The organism is Streptomyces sp. NBC_00859, from assembly GCF_045161865.1.
Classification (GTDB): Bacteria; Actinomycetota; Actinomycetes; order Streptomycetales; family Streptomycetaceae; genus Streptomyces.
Map to the genome: position 1 here is coordinate 6,516,890 of NZ_CP108826.1, position 14,152 is coordinate 6,531,041.

Annotated in this window: 13 protein-coding genes; 11 read left to right on the forward strand and 2 right to left on the reverse strand. The window is 70.3% G+C overall.

Annotated features, from left to right (window positions below):
• Positions 1-77: 77 nt before the first annotated feature.
• Both OG584_RS28670 and OG584_RS28675 read left to right on the forward strand, forming a co-directional pair.
• Complete coding sequence (locus OG584_RS28670) at positions 78-1,127, forward strand: LLM class F420-dependent oxidoreductase (RefSeq protein WP_405782133.1); 1,050 nt, start codon at positions 78-80, stop codon at positions 1,125-1,127.
• Between the two features lie 238 nt (positions 1,128-1,365).
• On the forward strand, positions 1,366-2,157 hold the full coding sequence (locus tag OG584_RS28675; protein ID WP_405782134.1) for a ferritin-like domain-containing protein: 792 nt from the start codon (positions 1,366-1,368) through the stop codon (positions 2,155-2,157).
• A 62-nt stretch (positions 2,158-2,219) separates the two neighbouring features.
• Here the strand turns inward: OG584_RS28675 and corA are convergent, their stop codons facing one another.
• Positions 2,220-3,212, reverse strand: a complete 993-nt coding sequence (corA, locus tag OG584_RS28680; RefSeq protein ID WP_405782136.1) for a magnesium/cobalt transporter CorA — start codon at positions 3,210-3,212, stop codon at positions 2,220-2,222.
• A gap of 80 nt (positions 3,213-3,292) precedes the next feature.
• On the opposite strand from corA, the gene OG584_RS28685 reads away from it, so the two are divergent.
• The 4 genes from OG584_RS28685 to mshC all read left to right on the forward strand — a co-directional run bounded on the left by OG584_RS28685 (position 3,293) and on the right by mshC (position 6,807).
• Positions 3,293-3,979 (forward strand): histidine phosphatase family protein, encoded by a 687-nt coding sequence (locus tag OG584_RS28685; protein WP_405782138.1) that lies wholly within the window; start codon positions 3,293-3,295, stop codon positions 3,977-3,979.
• Between the two features lie 72 nt (positions 3,980-4,051).
• Positions 4,052-4,642 carry a DUF3090 domain-containing protein gene (locus OG584_RS28690; protein WP_405782140.1) on the forward strand — a complete coding sequence of 197 codons (591 nt, stop codon included), beginning with the start codon at positions 4,052-4,054 and terminating at the stop codon, positions 4,640-4,642.
• Positions 4,606-5,424: an SCO1664 family protein gene (locus OG584_RS28695; RefSeq protein WP_405782142.1), complete on the forward strand. Its 819-nt coding sequence runs from the start codon at positions 4,606-4,608 to the stop codon at positions 5,422-5,424. The genes OG584_RS28690 and OG584_RS28695 overlap by 37 nt, the downstream gene beginning before the upstream one ends.
• A 153-nt stretch (positions 5,425-5,577) precedes the next feature.
• Positions 5,578-6,807 carry a cysteine--1-D-myo-inosityl 2-amino-2-deoxy-alpha-D-glucopyranoside ligase gene (gene mshC / locus OG584_RS28700; RefSeq protein ID WP_405782144.1) on the forward strand — a complete coding sequence of 410 codons (1,230 nt, stop codon included), beginning with the start codon at positions 5,578-5,580 and terminating at the stop codon, positions 6,805-6,807.
• Positions 6,808-6,980: 173 nt separating this feature from the next.
• Here mshC and OG584_RS28705 read toward each other — a convergent pair whose 3' ends face one another.
• Entirely contained in the window at positions 6,981-8,003 is a 1,023-nt protein-coding gene (locus OG584_RS28705) for a PAC2 family protein (RefSeq protein ID WP_405782145.1), read from the reverse strand.
• A gap of 345 nt (positions 8,004-8,348) precedes the next feature.
• On the opposite strand from OG584_RS28705, the gene OG584_RS28710 reads away from it, so the two are divergent.
• The 5 genes from OG584_RS28710 to OG584_RS28730 all read left to right on the forward strand — a co-directional run bounded on the left by OG584_RS28710 (position 8,349) and on the right by OG584_RS28730 (position 14,152).
• The gene (locus OG584_RS28710; protein WP_405782146.1) at positions 8,349-9,674 is read left to right on the forward strand and encodes an enolase C-terminal domain-like protein; all 1,326 of its coding nucleotides are present in this window, start codon (positions 8,349-8,351) and stop codon (positions 9,672-9,674) included.
• Positions 9,671-10,450 carry an SDR family NAD(P)-dependent oxidoreductase gene (locus OG584_RS28715; RefSeq protein ID WP_405782148.1) on the forward strand — a complete coding sequence of 260 codons (780 nt, stop codon included), beginning with the start codon at positions 9,671-9,673 and terminating at the stop codon, positions 10,448-10,450. Before OG584_RS28710 ends, OG584_RS28715 begins: the two co-directional genes overlap by 4 nt.
• Before the next feature lie 95 nt (positions 10,451-10,545).
• Entirely contained in the window at positions 10,546-11,583 is a 1,038-nt protein-coding gene (locus tag OG584_RS28720) for a sugar ABC transporter substrate-binding protein (RefSeq protein WP_405782149.1), read from the forward strand.
• A gap of 2 nt (positions 11,584-11,585) precedes the next feature.
• Complete coding sequence (locus tag OG584_RS28725) at positions 11,586-13,121, forward strand: sugar ABC transporter ATP-binding protein (RefSeq protein WP_405782150.1); 1,536 nt, start codon at positions 11,586-11,588, stop codon at positions 13,119-13,121.
• Positions 13,118-14,152: an ABC transporter permease gene (locus tag OG584_RS28730; protein WP_405782151.1), complete on the forward strand. Its 1,035-nt coding sequence runs from the start codon at positions 13,118-13,120 to the stop codon at positions 14,150-14,152. Before OG584_RS28725 ends, OG584_RS28730 begins: the two co-directional genes overlap by 4 nt.

Genomic DNA, 14,152 nt, shown 5'->3' on the forward strand with positions numbered 1-14,152 from the left:
ACCACCCCTGACGGATCCCGTCACCGCGCGCTAGAGTCCGCGGAACAGGGACGTTACTCATCAGTAAGGGAGCGGTCATGCGGCTCGGAATCAACCTCGGCTACTGGGGCGCCGGGATGGACGGCGACAACCTCGCCGTGGCTCAGGAGGCCGACCGGCTCGGCTACGACGTCTGCTGGGCGGCCGAGGCGTACGGCTCGGACGGTCCCACCGTGCTCTCCTGGGTCGCCGCCAGGACCGAGCGGATCGACGTGGGCTCCGCGATCTTCCAGATCCCGGCCAGGGCGCCCGCCATGACCGCGATGACCGCGGCCACCCTCGACTCGCTCTCCGGCGGCCGTTTCCGGCTCGGCCTCGGTGTCTCGGGGCCGCAGGTCTCCGAGGGCTGGTACGGCGTCAAGTTCGACAAGCCGCTCTCGCGCACCCGTGAGTACGTGGAGATCGTCCGCAAGGCCATGTCGCGCGAGCGCCTCTCCTACGAGGGCGAGCACTGGACGCTGCCGCTGCCCGACGGCCCCGGCAAGCCCATCAAGCTCACCGTTCACCCGCAGCGCGAGCACATCCCGCTCTACATCGCGGCGATCGGCCCCAAGAACCTGGAGCAGACCGGTGAGATCGCCGACGGCGCGCTGCTGATCTTCCCGTCGGCCGAGCACCTGGAGGCCACCGCGATCACTCCGCTGCGTGCGGGCCGCGAGAAGGCCGGGCTCACGATGGACGGCTTCGACGTCTGCCCGACCGTGCCGCTCGCGGTGGGCGACGACGTTCCCGCGCTGGCCGACACGTTCCGCCCGTACACGGCGCTGTACGTGGGCGGCATGGGCAGCCGCAAGCAGAACTTCTACAACAAGCTCGCGCAGCGCATGGGGTACGAGAAGGAGGCCGCCGAGATCCAGGAGAAGTACCTGGCGGGCGACAAAACCGGTGCGGCAGCCGCCGTACCGCATCAGCTGATCGACCAGACAACGCTGCTCGGCCCGGTGGACCGCATCGCCGACGGGATGCAGGCCTACGCGGCGGCCGGGGTCACCACACTGACGCTGGCCCCCGCGGGATTCACGCTCGACGAGCGGCTGGCCGCGCTCCGCGCCGGTACGGAGGCACTGGAGCGGGCGGGGCTCGCGTAGGTCCTGTCCGGCGGAGACGCCGCCGGGACCAGGAGGGGTCTGCGGCCGTGGTGGGGGCTCGGGGGTCTTCCCCGCCACGGCCGTCGTGCTGAACAACGCCTCAGGGGCCGCTCGGTTACGCCCTGGAGCGTGGGGCGGCGTACCACCTTTCGGCCCAACCGGGCAGGGGCACACATTGCCGGTCTACCGATATCGCATTTGACTCGTACCGTCAGGTATCGGCATGGAGGTGGCAGTGATGCTTTCCGCGCGGAGCGTTTTCCAGGAGATCGTCGGCAGCGACGACGCCTTCCGGCTCTTCTGCTCCATCGCAGCCGGCGGGGAGGCGCAGGGCGGCTGGGAGAACGGCCGCATCGCCGAGCTGGCGCCGCACAGCATGAGCGCCCTCGCTCCGAAGATCGCCAGGCACGGCGCCGACGAGGACAAACACGGCCGGATCTTCCACGCCCTCCTCAAGAAGCGCGGACTGGATCCCGTGGAGGTGCCCGCCGATACCGACTACACGATGCTGCTCGAACGCAGGGGCGTCGGACTGGGCCACCGCCGGCTGCGCGGCGGCGAGCGGCTGACCGAGCGGGAGATCGTTGTCTACCTCGCGCACAGCAGGGTGACCGAACAGCGTGCCTCCGGACAGATGAACACCCTGGTGCGCTACCTCGGGGACCAGCCGGACATCGGACGTGCCGTGCGCATGATCTGCCGGGACGAGGACAACCACCTCGCCTACTGCCACGAGGAACTGCTGCGCCTCGCCGCCCGGGGCCATGCCCGCACCATCCACGCCGTACTGCGGGAGAGCGCGCTGGAGGAGATCCGGGTGTACCGGGACGTCGGTCTCGCCGTGATGGAGCGGATGGGCCGCCTGCTCGGCTGGCCGAAAGGCAGATCGGCCGCGCTGGCAGCCGGTATCCACGGGCTGTACGCCTATGAGCGGGCGGGCGGCTGGCGCCGGTCGGTGAGCCTCACCATGCCTGAGCGGCGCAACGCGCTGGGCGGCCCTGCGACGCCCCTGACGGCCGAGTTCGCCTGAGCCGCAGGCGCGGGGCCATCAGGTCCGCAGCGGCCGCCCGAGGGGCGCCCGCCCGCTTTGCCTCAGAGCCACCCGCGGCGCTTGAACTGCCGGTAGAGGGCGAAGACGACCGCCACCATCACGGCGATCACCGTGGGATAGGACCAGGTCCACCCGAGCTCGGGCATGTGCTCGAAGTTCATCCCGTAGATTCCCGCCACCATCGTCGGCACCGCAGCCATCGCCGCCCAGGCGGAGATCTTCCGCATGTCGTCGTTCTGCCGCACGCCCATCTGTGCCAGATGGGCGGACAGGATGTCGGACAGCAGCCGGTCCAGCCCTTCCACCTGCTCGTTGGCGCGGATCAGATGGTCGCTCACGTCCCGGAAGAACGGCTGCGAGTGCTCGTGCACGAACGGCACCCCCGCCCCCGCGAGCCGGGTCATGGGAGCGGACAGCGGCCCACTGGCACGGCGGAATTCGAGTACCTGCCGCTTGAAGGTGTAGATCCGCGACGCGACGTTCTTCGAGTCGCCGCCGCTGGGCGCGAAGACCTGGGCCTCCAGCTCCTCGAGGTCGGTCTGGAGCTCCGCGGCCACGTCGATGTAGTGGTCGACGACCGTGTCGCTGACCGCGTAGAGGATGGCGGTCGGCCCGTGCTTGAGCACCTCGTGCTCCTGCTCGAGCCGTTTGCGCACGGCCGCGAGCGGGGCGCCCTCACCGTGCCGCACCGTCACCACGAAGGAGTCACCGAGGAAGACCATCAGCTCGTCCGTGGTCACGGTGTCGCTCTCGGTGTCGTACATCACCGGCTTGAGCACCATGAAGAGCGTCTCGTCGTACACCTCCAGCTTGGGTCGCTGGTGGGCCCGCAGGGAGTCCTCCACGGCCAGCTCATGCAGCCCGAACTCACTGCTGACCAGGTCGAATTCCTGCTGCGACGGCTCGTGCAGGCCGAGCCAGAGGAAGGCGTTCCCGTCCGCGCGCGCTTCGGCCAGGGCATCGGAGAGATCCGAGGGCCCCTCGACGCGGCGTCCGTCCCGGTAGATGGCGCAATCGACTATCACGGCGCGCATTCTTCCCTGGCCGGGCGGCTCGTGCACGCACGGGGGGCCGCACTCCCGCCGCGCCGGGGGCCGCACGTAGGCTGGCCGCCATGGCCACGCTGATTCTTGTACGCCACGGACGCTCCACCGCCAACACCTCCGGAGTGCTCGCGGGCCGGACTCCGGGTGTCTCCCTCGACGAGCGGGGTGTGACCCAGGCGGCAGCCCTGCCGGACCGCCTGGCGGGGCTCCCCCTCGCCGCCGTGGTCACCAGCCCGCTCCAGCGCTGCCGGGAGACCGTCGCGCCGCTGCTGGCCGCCAGGCCGGAGCTGCCCACGCACACCGACGACCGCATCAGCGAGTGCGACTACGGCGACTGGTCGGGGCGCAAACTCGCCGAACTCGGCGACGAGCCGCTGATGAAGACCGTGCAGCAGCACCCGTCGGCCGCCGCGTTCCCCGGCGGTGAGTCGATGCGTGCGATGCAGGCGCGTGCGGTGGAAGCCGTACGGGACTGGAACGCCCGGGTCGACGCCGAGCACGGCGAGGACGCGGTGTACGCGATGTGTTCGCACGGCGACATCATCAAGTCGGTGATCGCCGACGCCCTCGGGATGCATCTCGACCTCTTCCAGCGGATTCACGTCGATCCGTGTTCCCTCACGGCCATCCGCTATACCGCGGTGCGGCCGTTCGTCCTGCGGCTGGGCGACACCGGTGAGTTCGGCTCGCTGGCTCCGCGTGAGAGCGGTTCGGGATCGGACGCGGCTGTCGGTGGTGGCGCGGGCGCACCGTGATCGCTCCGCGCAGTAGGGTGGGCGGGCCGTAATCCGGACCACCCCGCAGCCGAACCCCATGGAGATCAGGACGTGTCCCGTCAGGTGTACTTCTACGACCCGCCGGACCGCTTCGTTGCCGGTACGGTCGGGCTGCCTGGGCGCCGTACGTTCTTCCTGCAGGCCTCGTCCGGGCCCCGCGTCACCAGCGTGGCCCTGGAGAAGACGCAGGTGGCCGCGCTCGCCGAGCGCATCGACGAACTGCTCGACGAGGTGGTGCGCAGGACCGGGGGCAACTCCCCGGTGCCGGCCGCCGCACCGTCCGGGACCGGTGACACCGCCCCGCTGGACGCCCCCGTCGAGGAGGAGTTCCGCGTCGGCACGATGGCACTGGCGTGGGACGGCGACGAACAGCGCATGATCATCGAGGCCCAGGCGCTCGTCGAACTGGAGGCGGACACCGACGAAGACCTTGCGGAGGCCGAGGAACGGCTCCTCCAGGACGACGAGAACGGCCCGCCGATGCTGCGCGTACGGCTGACCGGGGCGCAGGCCAGGTCCTTCGCCAAGCGCGCGCTCGACGTCGTCAACGCGGGACGGCCGCCGTGCCCGCTGTGCAGCCTGCCGCTCGACCCGGAGGGACATGTATGCCCGCGCCAGAACGGATACCGCAGGGGGGCGTGACGGACACCCGACTCCTCCTGGAGGGGGAGCTGACGGTCCGCGGCCGGGTGCGCGAGGCTTCGAACGCGGTGCTCTACTGTTCGGTCGCGTACGAGGGCCGGGAAGCGGCCTGCGTGTACAAGCCGGTCGCCGGTGAGCGGCCGCTGTGGGACTTTCCCGACGGCACCCTCGCCCAGCGGGAGGTGGCCGCGTACGAGGTCTCCGAAGCGACCGGGTGGGGGTTCGTGCCCCCGACGGTGCTGCGTGACGGGCCGTACGGCGAGGGCATGTGTCAGCTGTGGATCGAGTCCGCCGCCGAACCGTCGCTGCTGGCCCTCGTCGAGGAGGAAGAGCCCGCCGAAGGGTGGAAGGCCATCGCCTTCGCCGAGGTGGGCGAAGGGCGGACGGCGCTCCTGGTGCACGCCGACGACGAACGGCTGCGGCGGCTCTCGGTGCTCGACGCAGTGATCAACAACGGCGACCGCAAGGGCGGTCATCTGCTGCCGACCGGCGAGGGGCGGCTCTACGGCATCGACCACGGGGTCACCTTCAACGCCGACGACAAACTGCGGACGCTGCTGTGGGGGTGGGCGGGCGAACCGCTGACTCCGGAGACGGCCGCGGTGCTGGACCGGCTGGCGGAAGCGCTGGCGCCCGGCAGCGAGCTCGCGGACCGGCTGGCGGGGCTGATCACCGGGGCAGAGCTGGCGGCGCTGCGCGGGCGCGTGGAGGCCTTGCGCGAGGCCGGTCTGCACCCGGCTCCGAGCGGGGAGTGGCCGGCGATCCCATGGCCGCCGGTCTAGCCCTGCGGCGGCACATCGGCACGCCGCGGCACGGGATCGCGCGACGCGACGGCTCCTGACACCCGTGTTCGCCTCCTGCGCAAGGGTGCCGATTCGGCCAACGTCACTACTCCGGTTCGTTTCCGGAACTGGTGTCCGGTTACGCTCGTGTACATGTATGCCTGGCCCGCTTCTGAGGTTCCCGCCCTGCCCGGCAAGGGCGCCGACCTCCAGATCCACTCCACCGCGACCGGCGGACGAGTCACCCTCGACCCCGGCCCCGTCGCCCGCATCTACGTGTGCGGCATCACGCCGTACGACGCGACCCACATCGGTCATGCGGCGACCTACAACGCGTTCGACCTCGTGCAGCGCGTGTGGCTCGACACCAAGCGGCAGGTCCACTACGTCCAGAACGTGACGGACGTGGACGATCCGCTGCTGGAGCGGGCCGTCCGCGACGGTGAGGACTGGACCGAGCTCGCGGAGCGCGAGACGGCGCTGTTCCGTGAGGACATGACCGCGCTGCGCATGCTTCCGCCGAAGCACTACATCGGCGCGGTCGAGGCCATCCCGGGCATCGTGCCGCTCGTCGAGCGGCTGCGGGACAGCGGAGCGGCCTACGACCTCGAAGGCGACGTCTACTTCTCCGTGGAGAGCGACACGCACTTCGGCGAGGTGTCGAACCTGGACGCGGAAGCGATGCGGCTGCTCTCGGCCGAGCGGGGCGGTGACCCCGAGCGGCCCGGCAAGAAGAACCCGCTGGACCCGATGCTCTGGCTGGGTGCCCGTGAGGGCGAGCCGAGCTGGGACGGCGGCTCCCTGGGCCGTGGCAGGCCCGGCTGGCACATCGAGTGTGTCGCCATCGCCCTCGACCACCTCGGAATGGGCTTCGACGTCCAGGGCGGCGGGTCCGACCTCGCCTTCCCGCACCACGAGATGGGCGCGTCGCACGCCCAGGTGCTGACCGGCGAGCACCCGTTCGCCCAGGCCTATGTGCACGCCGGCATGGTCGCCCTGGACGGCGAGAAGATGTCCAAGTCCAAGGGCAATCTGGTCTTCGTGTCGAAGCTGCGTCACGACGGGGTGGATCCGGCGGCGATCCGGCTGAGCCTGCTGGCCCATCATTACCGCTCCGACTGGGAGTGGACGGACCAGGTCCTCCAGGACGCGGTGGAGCGGCTCGCGCGCTGGCGCGCCGCCGTCTCGCGGCCCGACGGCCCCTCCGCCGACGCCCTGGTCGAGGAGATCAGGCAGGCGCTCGCCGACGATCTCGACGCACCGGCCGCACTGCGCGCCGTCGACCGCTGGGCCGCACTTCAGCAGTCCGGCGGCGGTACGGACGAGGGTGCGCCCGGTGTCGTGTCGCGCGCTGTCGACGCCCTGCTCGGAGTGGCCCTGTAAAGGAGAGGTCCTGAGAGAGGCCGTCTTCGCCCCTTCCGCCCCCGGATTCCTCCGTATGGACTCCGGGGGCGGTCCCGTTCCATGGCGCGGCTGCCGGGCCCTGGGACCGCAGCGGAGAGGGGCGGTGCGCCGCACGCACCGCCCCTCTCCCGCAGTCAAGGACCCCGCCGGGCTCACTCCTCGGGGGAGTCCTCCGGGCCGGTCTCGTCGTCCGTCGGCCTGCCGCTGCCCGGCTCGGGCCGCTGGGGTTTCGGCGGTCTGGACCTGCTGCCGGGGGACGGGCCGTCACGCAGGTAGCTGCTCCCCTCACCGCCGTCCGTCGCGTGCCCGCCGCCCGCCAGGCCGGGACCAGGACCGCCGTCCCGGCGGCGCAGATACCGCTCGAACTCCCGCGCGATGGCTTCACCGGACGCCTCGGGGAGCTCCGCGGTGTCGCGCGCCTCCTCCAGCGTCTGGACGTACTCCGCCACCTCGCTGTCCTCGGCGGCCAGTTGGTCCACCCCTACCTGCCACGCCCGTGCGTCCTCGGGCAGCTCGCCCAGCGGGATCCGCAGGTCGATCAGGTCCTCCAGCCGGTTCAGCAGGGCGAGCGTCGCCTTCGGGTTGGGGGGCTGTGACACGTAGTGCGGGACCGCGGCCCACAGGCTCACCGCGGGCACGCCGGCATGGGTGCACGCCTCCTGGAGGATGCCGACGATGCCGGTCGGCCCCTCGTACCGTGTCTCCTCCAGGTCCATCGTCCGGGCCAGATCCGCGTCCGACGTGACTCCGCTGACCGGCACCGGCCTGGTGTGCGGGGTGTCGCCGAGCAGTGCGCCCAGGATCACCACCATCTCGACGCCCAGCTCGTGGGCGAAGCCGAGGATCTCGTTGCAGAACGAGCGCCAGCGCATGGACGGTTCGATCCCGCGGACCAGTACCAGGTCGCGGGGCTTGTCACCGGTCACCCGGATCACGGAGAGCCGGGTCGTCGGCCAGGTCACCTTGCGTACCCCGCCGTCCAGCCACACCGTGGGCCGGTTGACCTGGAAGTCGTAGTAGTCCTCGGCGTCGAGCGCCGCGAACACCTCGCCCTTCCATTCCCGGTCCAGGTGCGCGACCGCGGTGGAGGCTGCGTCGCCGGCGTCGTTCCAGCCCTCGAACGCGGCCACCATGACCGGGTCGATCAGCTCGGGAACCCCCTCGAGCTCGATCACCCAGTGCCTCCCTCCGAAGTTCTTCTCGTACGCATCAACCTTACGGCTTCCCGGGTACCCCGACGCAGCCCTTGCGCACGCCCCCGTTCATCCCGACCTGCGGTACACCGGGCAATCGCCGACGGGCCGAGCCGTTCCGACAGTCTGCCCATATCGCGCCGATTCATCCGAGCTGTACCGGCAAATCTCGTCTCACCTCTGGACGGTGGGGCATGTGCGGCGCTATACATCGGATGACAAATTAAAGGTCCGATGTTCTGACCGGTTCTCGCCGAGGCAGTTCTCATCAAGCCGGTTCTCATCAAGCCGGTTCTTACCAAGTCAGTTCTTACCAAGGGAGTGTGGATGAGTCCGACCGTCACGGGGTTCGAGGTCCACGACATCCGATTCCCCACCTCGGAACAGCTCGACGGCTCGGACGCCATGAACCCGGATCCCGACTACTCGGCGGCCTATGTGGTGCTCCGCACCGACGCGCCGGGCGGTGCCGAGGGGCATGGCTTCTGTTTCACCATCGGGCGCGGCAACGACGTCATCGCCGCCGCCATCGAAGCACTGCGGCCCTACGTGGAAGGACGGCCCGCGCCGCTCACCGCCGCCGGTCTCTCGGCGCTCCACCACGACCTCACGCACGACTCGCAGTTGCGCTGGCTCGGCCCCGAGAAGGGGGTGATGCACATGGCGGCGGGCGCGGTCATCAACGCCGCCTGGGACCTGGCGGCGAGCGTGGCGGGCAAGCCGGTCTGGGAGTTCCTCGCCGGTATGACACCGGAGGAGCTCGTCTCGCTCGTCGACTTCCGCTATCTGTCCGACGCCCTCACCCCCGACGACGCGCTCGCCATCCTGCGCGCCGCCGAGCCCGGCCGTACCGAGCGGGCCGCCCGCCTCCGCGCCGACGGCTACCCCGCGTACACCACCTCACCCGGCTGGCTCGGTTACTCCGACGAGAAGCTGGTCCGGCTCGCCCAGGAGGCGGTCGCCGCGGGCTTCGGACAGATCAAGCTGAAGGTCGGCGCCGACCTCGATGACGACGTCCGCAGAATGAAGCTGGCGCGCGCGGCCGTCGGCCCCGGCATCCGGGTGGCGGTCGACGCCAACCAGCGCTGGGACGTCGCGGACGCCCTGCGGTGGATGGACGCGCTCGCACCCTACGACCCGCACTGGATCGAGGAGCCGACCAGCCCCGACGACATCCTCGGTCACGCGGCCGTACGCGCCGGCCAGCCCGTGAAGGTCGCCACCGGGGAGCACGTCGCCAACCGGGTCGTCTTCAAGCAGCTGCTCCAGGCGGGCGCAGTCGACTTCGTCCAGATCGACGCGGCGCGGGTCGCCGGAGTCAACGAGAACCTCGCGATCCTGCTGCTCGCGGCCAAGTTCGGCATCCCGGTCTGCCCCCACGCGGGCGGCGTCGGGCTGTGCGAACTCGTCCAGCACCTGGCGATGTTCGACTACGTCGCCGTGTCGGGCAGCCAGGAAGACCGCGTCATCGAGTACGTGGACCACCTGCACGAACACTTCACCGACCCCGCGGTGATCGAGGCGGGACGCTACCGGGCGCCCCGCGCGCCGGGCTTCTCCGCCCGGATGCACCCCGCTTCCCTCGCCGCACACCGCTACCCCGACGGGCCCGTCTGGCAGGCCCGCCGCACCACCGAGGAGGTCAACTCGTGACCACTGCACGCGACTTCGAAGGGCTCGGCGCCCTGGTCACCGGCGGAGCTTCCGGCATCGGAGCCGCCATCGCCACCGAACTGCTGGCCCGGGGCGCCCGGGTCGCCGTACTCGACCGCGAGACAGACGGTGCGCCGGACGGAGCCCTCGCGCTCAAGGCGGACGTCACCGACGACGGCGCGGTACGGGAGGCGGTCGACGCGGCAGCGGCCGAATTCGGCGCGCTGCACACCGTGGTGTCCAACGCGGGCATCGGCGCCGTGGGTACCGTCGCCGACAACTCGGACGAGGAGTGGCAGCGCGTCCTGGACATCAACGTCCTCGGCATGGTCCGCACCGCCCGCCACGCACTGCCGCACCTGCGCCGCTCGGCCGCCGACCGCCCGGGGTGCGTCTCGGTCACCCACACCTGCTCGATCGCCGCGACCGCCGGACTGCCGCAGCGCGCCCTCTACAGCGCGAGCAAGGGCGCGGTCCTCTCGCTGACCCTGGCCATGGCCGCCGACCACGTCCGGGAGGGCATCCGGGTCAACTGCGTCAACCCCGGTACCGCGGACACACCGTGGGTCGGGCGCCTGCTCGGCCAGGCCGACGACCCGGCGGCCGAGCGCGCGGCGCTCAACGCCCGCCAGCCCACCGGACGCCTGGTCACCGCCGGAGAGGTGGCGGCGGCCGTCCTCTACCTCGCGAGCCCCGCGGCGGCGGCCGTGACAGGGACGGCACTCGCGGTCGACGGCGGAATGCAGGGACTGCGCCTGCGCCCCGCCGGCAGCTGAGGACGTTCCGGGCAGACCGAACGGGCACACGGGCCGGGCGGCCGGACCGTACGGCCGACAGAGCATCAAGCGCCACTATCAAGGACGGGACACCAATGAGAGTGCGTACAACGAGTGCGGCGGCCTGCGCCGTACTGCTGGCCGTGACAGCGCTCGCGGGCTGCAACCGCGACTCCGGCAGCGACTCGGCCGACAAGAAGGTCGGCATCGACCTGCCGCGCAGCGACAGCGACTTCTGGAACTCCTACCAGCAGTACGTCAAGAAGGGCGTCGCGGCGGGTGATGTCAAGGCGCTCCCGCTGACCAACTCGCAGAACGACATCGGCAAACTGGTCGCCAACGTCCAGACGTTCAGCGACCAGGGCGCCAAGGCCGTCGTGATGGCACCGCAGGACACCGGGGCCATCGCCTCGACGCTGCAGAACCTCAACCGGAAGAAGATCCCCGTCATCAGTGTCGACACCCGCCCCGACAAGGGCGACGTCTACATGGTGGTGCGTGCCGACAACCGCGCCTACGGCGAGAACGCCTGCAAGTACCTCGGCAAGCAGCTGAAGGGCAAGGGGAAGGCCGTCGAGTTCCAGGGCGACCTGTCGTCGATCAACGGCCGGGACCGCTCGGTGGCCTTCAAGTCGTGCATGACCAAGAACTTCCCCAAGATCAAGGTCTTCGAGCTGGCCACCGACTGGAAGGGCGACGTCGCATCGGCCAAGCTCCAGTCCACCCTGGCCGCCAACCCCGACATCAACGGCATATACATGCAGGCGGGCGGTGTCTTCCTGCAGCCCACGCTCGCACTCCTGGAGCAGAAGAAGCTGCTGAAGCCGGCCGGCACCAAGGGCCACATCACGATCATCTCCAACGACGGCATCCCGGAGGAGTTCGACGCGATCAAGGCCGGCAAGATCGACGCGACCATCTCCCAGCCCGCCGACCTCTACGCGAAGTACGCGCTGTACTACGCCAAGGCGGCCGTCGACGGCAAGACCTTCAAGACGGGTCCGACGGACCACGACTCCACCATCATCAAGATCCCGAACGGCTACGAGGACCAGCTCCCCGCGCCGCTCGTGACCAAGGCCAATGTGAACGACCCGAAGCTGTGGGCCAACCAGCTCGGGAAGAAGAACTGACGATGCCGGACGTACCCGCGATCCACGCGCAGGGCATCACCAAACGCTTCGGTCCCACCGTCGCACTCGACGATGTCCGCCTGACGGTCCAGCCCGGTGAGTCGCACGCCCTGGTCGGGCGCAACGGCGCCGGCAAGTCCACCCTCGTCGGTGTCGTCACCGGCCTCCACAAGCCGGACGCGGGCACGGTCACGTTCAGTGGTGAGCCCGCGCCCGCGTTCGGCGACACCATGGCCTGGCAGTCGAAGGTCGCCTGTGTCTACCAGAAGTCCATGGCCGTCCCCGATCTCACCGTGGCCGAGAACCTCTTCCTCAACAACTTCGGCACCCGCCGCGGTGAGAAGGGCGGCCGCTGGATCAGCTGGGCCCGTCTGCGCAAGCGGGCCGAGGCGCTGCTCGCCGAGTACGGGGTGAACGTCGACCCCAACACCCGGGCGAAGGATCTCTCCGTCGAGCAGGTGCAGTTCGTGGAGATCGCCCGCGCGCTGTCGTTCGGCGCCCGGCTGATCATCCTCGACGAACCGACGGCGCAGCTCGACGCACGCGGGATCCAGAGCCTGTTCACCAAGCTCAGGGACCTCCAGAGCCAGGGTGTGGCGTTCCTGTTCATCTCCCACCACCTCCAGGAGGTGTACGAGCTGTGCACGGCCGTGACGGTCTACCGCGACGCCCGGCACGTTCTGACGGCGCCCGTCGCCGACCTGGGCAAGGCCGATCTGGTCGCCGCGATGACCGGCGAGTCGGCGGCCGGGCCGGTGGCCTGGCATGCGGCGCCCGGTGCGAAGCAGGCCGCGGGGGTGCAGCCGGCCGGGCCGGTGCTGCGTACCGAAGGGCTCGCCCTCGACGGTGAGTTCGAGCCTCTGGACATCGAGGTGCACCCCGGCGAGGTGCTCGGTATCGCCGGGGCCGCCGCCAGTGGCAACACGGCGCTGGGCGAGACACTCGTCGGCATGCGCAGGGCCACGTCCGGACGGGTCTCCGTCCGTGGCCGTGCTGTACGGGCGGGAAGCGTGCCGCACGCGCTGGACGCGGGAATCGGCTACATCCCCGAGGACCGGCACCGCCAAGGGCTGGTGCTGGAACGCAGCGTGGCGGAGAACGCCACCCTGACCGTCGCCGGCCAGCTGGGGCCGTGGGGGACCGTACTGCCCTCCCGCACCCGTGAGTTCGCGCGAAGCATGATCTCCTCGCTCGACATCAAGACCACCGGCCCCGACCAGAAGGTCTCCGGGCTCTCGGGCGGCAACCAGCAGAAAGTGGTGGTCGCCCGTGCGCTGGCCCGCAACCCCAGCACCCTGGTCGCGGTACGGCCGACGGCCGGAGTGGACATCAGGTCCAAGGACTCGCTCCTGGGTGTGGTGAGGCGGGTCGCCGACGAGGGCAACGCGGCCGTGATCATCTCCGACGAACTCGACGACCTGCGCGTGTGCGACAGGGTGGTCACGCTCTTCCACGGGCGGGTCGTCGCCGAATACGACAGCGGGTGGACGGACGGGGAACTGGTCGCCGCCATGGAAGGTGTGGGGGAGCGGGCATGACCGACACGATCCGGCCGGTACCGGCCGAGACGGCCAGGGACCAGGTGAGCCCGGTGCGCGCCAGGCTGGCGCTGATCCGATGGAGCGACTTCTCGCTCGTGCCGGTGATCCTGGTGCTGATGGTGATCGGATTCATCGTCTCGCCGGTGTTCCTGACATCGCAGAACCTGATCAACGTCATCCAGCAGTCGTCCGAACTCAGCCTGCTGGTGCTCGCCCAGGCCTTCATCCTCATCTGCGGGCGCATGGACCTGTCGCTTGAGTCGACGATCGGTATCGCGCCGGTCATCGCGCTGTGGCTGGTCCTTCCGTCGTCGGGCGACCGCTTCACCGGACTGGGGCTGCTGCCCGCGTGGACGGCGATCCCGCTCTGCCTGCTCGCGGGCCTGGCGATCGGCGCCTTCAACGGCTTTCTGATGCTCAAGCTGCGCGTCAACGGTTTCATCGCGACGCTCGGCATGCTGATGATGCTCCGCGGGCTGCACATCGGGATCACCGAGGGCAAGTCGATCATCGATGTCCCGGCGTCGTTCAGCTACCTGGGCAGGGCTTCCTGGCTCGGCGCCCCCGCCGCGGTCTGGATCTGCCTGGCGCTGTTCGCGATCGGCGGGGCCGCGCTGGCCTGGACCCGGCACGGCCGGTCGCTGTACGCGATCGGCGGCAACCCGGAGGCGGCCCGCGCCGCCGGTATCCGGGTGGACCGGATCACCTGGATCGTGCTGGCGATCGGCGGGCTGCTGGCGGCCTTCGCCGGAATCCTCTACACCGGCCACTACGGCTCGGTGGGCGCCGCACAGGGCAAGGACATGATCTTCCAGGTCATGGCCGCCGCCGTCATCGGCGGCATCGGGCTGAAGGGCGGGCGGGGCACGATCTTCGGCGCACTCACCGGTGTGCTGGCCCTGCAGCTGGTGGTCAATGTGATGACGCTCGCCGGCGTGCCCGGCCAGTGGGAGACGTTCCTCAACGGCGCGATCATCATCATCGCGCTGATCGCCTCCCGCTTCGCGAGCGGTGAGGAGCAGGACTGA